General features: G+C 30.6%; 4 protein-coding genes. 3 read left to right on the top strand and 1 reads right to left on the bottom strand.

Annotated elements, in window-relative coordinates; all coding sequences use genetic code 11:
- The coding region (locus GXM17_RS20985) for a transposase (RefSeq protein WP_244307456.1) at window positions 1–759 on the top strand (759 nt) is incomplete at its 5' end.
- Between the two features lie 378 nt (window positions 760–1137).
- Here the strand turns inward: GXM17_RS20985 and GXM17_RS20980 are convergent.
- The gene (locus GXM17_RS20980; RefSeq protein ID WP_163401476.1) at window positions 1138–2100 is read right to left on the bottom strand and encodes a pentapeptide repeat-containing protein; all 963 of its coding nucleotides are present in this window, start codon (window positions 2098–2100) and stop codon (window positions 1138–1140) included.
- A 643-nt stretch (window positions 2101–2743) separates the two neighbouring features.
- On the opposite strand from GXM17_RS20980, the gene GXM17_RS20975 reads away from it, so the two are divergent.
- Window positions 2744–3208 carry a JAB domain-containing protein gene (locus GXM17_RS20975; protein WP_163401475.1) on the top strand — a complete coding sequence of 155 codons (465 nt, stop codon included), beginning with the start codon at window positions 2744–2746 and terminating at the stop codon, window positions 3206–3208.
- Window positions 3209–3714: 506 nt separating this feature from the next.
- Window positions 3715–5310, top strand: coding sequence for a coiled-coil domain-containing protein (locus GXM17_RS20970; RefSeq protein WP_163401474.1), 1596 nt, complete (start codon window positions 3715–3717; stop codon window positions 5308–5310).
- Window positions 5311–5390 lie beyond the last annotated feature (80 nt).

The following is a 5390-nucleotide window of genomic DNA, read 5'->3' as shown; positions in this document are numbered from 1 at the left end:
ATCAACCGTAACGATCGTAGTGCTTTGTCTGCAATTGCCCTTGAAGCCAAAGAGAATTTATCACTTGAAAATTTTACGGCTTTGGTGGATAAAGGCTATCATAACGGTAAACAAATAGAAATATGCAAACAAGCCAACATCACTACCATTGTAGCACAACCTGAGCAGGGAAAAAGTAATGAAAAAGGTACAACTAAGGATTATCTGGTCGTCCGATTTCAATACGATAAAACTACCGATACTTATACTTGTCCACAAGGCGAAATACTAAAAACTACGGGCAGTTGGCATAAGAAAACTACAGATAGAGATAGCTATAATTTTAAAAAATATCGAACACCTAAATGCAGAGAATGTCCCGTAAAACATTTATGTACCAGTAGAGCTGGTGGCAGAGAAATCGACCGTAGCCAATATGCCGATGCCGTAGAAGAAAATAATAAACGCTATCACGCTAATGCACAACTCTATCGCAAGAGGCAGGAAATCAACGAGCATATCTTTGGTACTATAAAACGACAATGGGGTTACAACCACACCAACTTAACGGGATTGGAAAAAGTAAACGGAGAACATAGTTTGATTATGTTAGTCTATAACATTAAACGCAGTATTAATATACTGGGCGTTCCCGAACTTATTGCAAAATTCCAAAAATGGAACTCACCCTACAAGGCAAAAGTCTTGTTTTTGCTAAAAACCGGTTATTTAAAGCTAAATACACCAACTAATTTTTATCCCGAGAAATTGGCAGCCTAAAAAAGTGGTTCAGTGTACGGCTTTATTTGGAATCGTAGTGCCTTGAAATTTAGAAGTTTTGATTAGAAAGGAGGTTTTTTCACAGCCTGACGTTCTGCGACTACAGTAGGTTGGCGCTAAATTGAAACCATTCTTTTGATTTGCGTAATGACCCCAAATACAAATCCAACTTTCATTAAGCCAATTGCCCAAATCCGTTATAATAGCTGATATGCAGAGGTTATGTTTTGAATTTTCTAAATGCTTGTATTGTTTGAAAGATACCATATGAAACAAATGCTCTGCCAAAAAAATCCCATGTATAAAAAAAGGTTTTTGGCTTTTCATTTTCTAAGTATTCTATTTTGTGAGTAGGAGTCATAAAATTAAAGTAATATTTTATACTTTCAAAAAATGCTTCTTTGTCATATTCTGAAAACTAAAATAATAGTTTTCTGTTGCTATAAGGGAAAAATAAAAAAAAACAAATCCGATTGAAAAAGTGAATAAAATTGCTCTTAAATATGATTTGCCGTGATTGTTTGAAATATAATTTAAAATCAGGATTATAAAATTTTGAATTGAATCCTTTTCAGGATTCTTACGAAATACTTTTTTCTTTAATTGATGATAATATGTTTCTTGTTCAAAATTCGAATATTTCAAGTAATCTATAGAATTACTTTGGTCAATAAAATGCTTTTTTAAAATTCTGAATGTTTCTCGCTTGTTTTTTTCTACAATAATACCTTCACTTGAAACATAATTTTCATAAATTTTTTCGTCTTGCGTGTCAGGATTACATTTAAAATTTGCTATTGTAATATCAAAAGGACTAATGGTTCCACTAATAATAGCAACTGATAAATCTAGTCCTTTGTTAAACTTTGTGCCTCTGAAAATTATTAATTTTTCTATTAAAGAATATGTAAACAATACATTTTCTTTAAATACAGTTGTTGAAAAAACAGTTGTTTTAAGAAAGTCCGTTTTATAAAAAATAGTCTTCTGAAAAAAAATAACTCCCCAAAAATCTGCTAAATCATTGAAAACTGTATTTCTGAACTCAACTTTTCCTTCAAAATGAGATGAATAAAACCTTACTTTTTTAATAAACTTACAATTGCTAAAGTTTACATCAGATTTAAATTTGCAATTACTAAAATTTGCATTATCACCAATATCTTGATTAATCTTTACTGTCCTATTAAAAATACAATTATCAACTAATATAACACCTAAAGGATAATAAATTATTACTTCAACATTAATTGTGCAATTGTTTAATCGTAAATCGGTGAAACCATCGTTTCTGTTTTGTGTGTTATTCTTGAATTCTTCTAAAGTATTTATTTCTTTCACTTATTATTATTTAGTGTTTTGGGAATGACTTATATTTATGTACGACAAAATCATACAAAAGCCACAGTCTTTTGGTTAGACATGTATGACAAACATCATATTAGATTAACCAAATATATAGATAATTCTTATTACTCAGAATTTTAATTACTTAATACATGTATGTATATTACTTCCATTAAAAATCTTTATATAACGCAACCAGTTACGCTTTCTAACATAAAAAATGAGAACGAAATAAACAAACTTTGATTCAACCGATACATAATATTACAAATTGAAGTACGATAGTAAAACAATTTAAATATGCATTTTAGATTTCGTTTAATTTTTAATCGTCTTCTAATAAAAGGATGAATTCTATCGTCAAAATCAACAATGCTTTACTCTTTCATGCTTTCATTAATAAATGTGACAGAACCTTATTAATTTTTGTTTTTTAAGATGCTAAAACCAAGAGGATTGTTATTATTCTTATATCTTAATTAATTTCGTCACAAAGTTCGAGAATCCCCTGCGGGCGCTAGCAAAAAATTCCCCCATAAATGCAGGAAAAAAAAATCCTGCTTTATTGCGTTGCTTTTTGCGCTTGCTAGCGGGATTCCCGGTGAATGTTCCATAATTAATTTAAAATATAGAAATTATGGAAACTTTAAATCGAAACTGGCAGACTGTATCTGAAATTGAACTGATCTATAAAACAAAAATAAAAAACTCTGAAAGACCACAAATCAAATCTTCTAAAGATGCATATAAACTTGTTCTTTCAGCTTGGGATCACAATAAAATAGAATTCTTCGAGCAGTTCAAAGTATTACTTTTGAATCAAGCTCACAAGGCACTTGGAATTTACGAAATCTCTTCTGGAGGAATTGCGGGAACTGTTGTCGATCTTAGATTAATATTTTCCGCAGCTCTTAAAGCAAATGCTACATCACTTATGATGATTCATAATCATCCATCAGGAAACCTTACAGCCTCTGAAGCCGATAAACAGATAACTCGAAAAGTAAAAGAAGCTGGAAGACTTCTTGATATTACATTACTGGATTCATTAATTATAACTCCCGAATCTTATTATTCCTTTGCTGATGAAGGCGCTTTATAAGCGCCTTATAAATATTCTAATCTCTCAAAGACTTCTAAAAAAGTTAAAGATTTTCCAATATACATTTTAAGATGCAATTGCAATTATCATGTAATAATCTTCATAAAGTAAGTAGATAATTGAATGTTCCTATGACAAAATCGGAAATTACACAAAATAATTTATTACTTTCGATTGAGTTAAAATCAAGTATTTTTACGTGCTTTATTAATTACAATATAGACTATTTTTAATAATTATGGAAATCCGTAAAACATACTTTAATAAAGATTCTATATTGGCACAGGAGGTAAATTGAAATCTATACAGATAATAGAAAACCGAAGGTAAAGCATCTGAATTTTTGAGAATGTACATGTTTACGTTAGCCATTTATATACTACGTATAACTAATGGATTAGTACAAAACTTAAGTAGATGCTTTTTTTAATTTTGTTTTCTTTCAATCCCAAATTGATAAAATATACATTGTTAAATATATGAATAGCCAATAATTAAAATTGTAAATGTCTAAACTGAACCCAAAAGAAGAAAATGAATATGCCAAAAACATCGAAGATGAAGTTGTTTACATTGGTGATGCATTAAGCGGAAGAAAGGGTTATTGGTGCTTAGGGTGTAAAGAAGAAATGGATGCAGTAAAGCAAAAAAATATCTATCATAAATCTTATTTTAGACACTCGGCAAAAGGAGTTGACAATGAAAGAAAATGTACTTTTAGCAACCAAGACTACAGACATAAACTTGCAATAGAAATACTTCAATTTACAAAACGCATAAAAGTTCCTAATCTTTATTCGTATTCTCCGGATGGAAAGAAAGCTGTTCTTCTGGAAGAAGCACAATTTATTGAAGCACATCATGTAAGAGCCGAACTGACTTTTTATGAAGATGATGAAGGCAATGTAGTCCACGGGAAAAATCCAGATTTAGAAAATAAAAATCTTTTGATACGACCCGACTTAACTTTCTTTAATTCTAAAGATGATCCTGTTTTATTAATTGAAATTGTATTAACCCATAAATTAGATGATGAAAAAAAGGTTAAACTGAAAAGACTAGGAATAAATACAATACAAATTATTATACCAAAAGATTCAGAAGAAAATATTGCAAAAAGCTTACTCACAACAAATAATACTAAATGGGTTTATAATTATGTCCAAGAACGCACTAACTACATTCAAGTTTCCAAAGGAGATAGAGAGGAATTATCATCAATTGATGAACTCCAAAGAAAGTTTTTTGCAGAATCTGCCGTCTGTAGAACAAACCAAATTAGCAATCTTATACGGTCAATTAAAATCAGTTTGGGAACTCAACAATACAGAAGAATTGAACAACAATTTGAATCTGAATTATCAAGAGTTAAGACAAACACAAAGAGAAATAGAGAAAGACTGGACGAACTGGAAAGAGGATTTGAGGATGAAGTATATTCAAGTATTAGAGACAAAGAAGAAGAAGTTGAACAAGGATTTCGAGACTTTGAACAACAACAAACTGCATTTGAAGAAAACTACTCAGGTTTGGAAAGAAGATATATTAAACGTAGAGAAGATATTACAGAAGAAGAAGCAAATACTGACAGGGAAATTAAGCTTAGATACCGAGTTGGAAACTCTGAAGAAGAAATTAGAAGAGAATTTGGATTTGAAGAAACAAGAATTGATGACGAGCAAAAAAGCATTAACAGACAACAGAGCTATTTGGACATTGATTTACGAGAAGAATCAAGATTTGCGGGAGATTTTGAGAGAGAAGAAAAAAATCTTGAACGAGAATTTAGAGAGCTTGAAGACAAAGAACGAGAACGGTTTGAAAAACTTAGCGAAGCAATTCAATCTAAAGATGGAGAGTATAGAAAACTCAAAGCCGAAGTTGAGAATGAACTTGGAAGCGAATTTGAAAGGAAATACGAACAAATTGTTGACAGAGTTAACAAAAGAGATGTACAGTCAGACGACGAATTGTCCGAAAGAATTAAAAGCATACTTGAAATACGGGGATTACTTGACAATTACGAAAATGAAATATCAACCATCGAACAATATCAAAAATACCTTGAATTTATTAGAACAGGAGCTTGGAAAGAATGGTAAAACTGACACTATCCCAAAAAGTGTGTAAGTTGAAAAGTTTAGGCTTCGGTTTTTATAATCGGAGCCTTTTTTCAAATATA

Origin of the sequence: Flavobacterium fluviatile, assembly GCF_010645065.1 — a bacterium.
Classification (GTDB): domain Bacteria; phylum Bacteroidota; class Bacteroidia; order Flavobacteriales; family Flavobacteriaceae; genus Flavobacterium; species Flavobacterium fluviatile.
The sequence above is the reverse complement of the archived record's forward strand: the minus strand, read 5'-3'. Positions and strand labels throughout refer to the sequence as shown.